Source organism: Meridianimarinicoccus marinus, from assembly GCF_040689105.1.
In the GTDB taxonomy this organism is placed as follows: Bacteria; Pseudomonadota; Alphaproteobacteria; order Rhodobacterales; family Rhodobacteraceae; genus Meridianimarinicoccus; species Meridianimarinicoccus marinus.
In genome coordinates this window covers 1-258 of record NZ_JBFBVU010000134.1, presented here as the reverse complement: position 1 = coordinate 258, position 258 = coordinate 1, and the positions used below count along the sequence as shown (strand labels likewise).

General features: G+C 43.0%; 1 protein-coding gene. It reads left to right on the top strand.

The window, feature by feature from the left end:
* Positions 1–19 precede the first annotated feature (19 nt).
* Positions 20–258, top strand: a 239-nt coding sequence (locus AB0T83_RS20490; protein ID WP_366195034.1) for a KUP/HAK/KT family potassium transporter, incomplete at its 3' end; no start/stop codon positions are given.

Here is a 258-nt window from a genome sequence, read left to right as displayed (position 1 = left end):
CTGGGCATTTGTTAAGATTATGCTTATTCTCAACTATCTAGGACAGGGAGCGTGGCTTTTGACCAATCATAACAAACCTGGATTCTCCGTAGTAAACCCGTTCTTTGGAATTATGGAAGAATGGATGATCATTCCGGGAGTAATTTTGGCAACAGCCGCTGCAATTATCGCCAGCCAGGCATTGATTACAGGTTCTTTCACGATATTCTCAGAAGCAATGTCTCTTAACCTGTGGCCGAATCAGAAGATCGATTATCC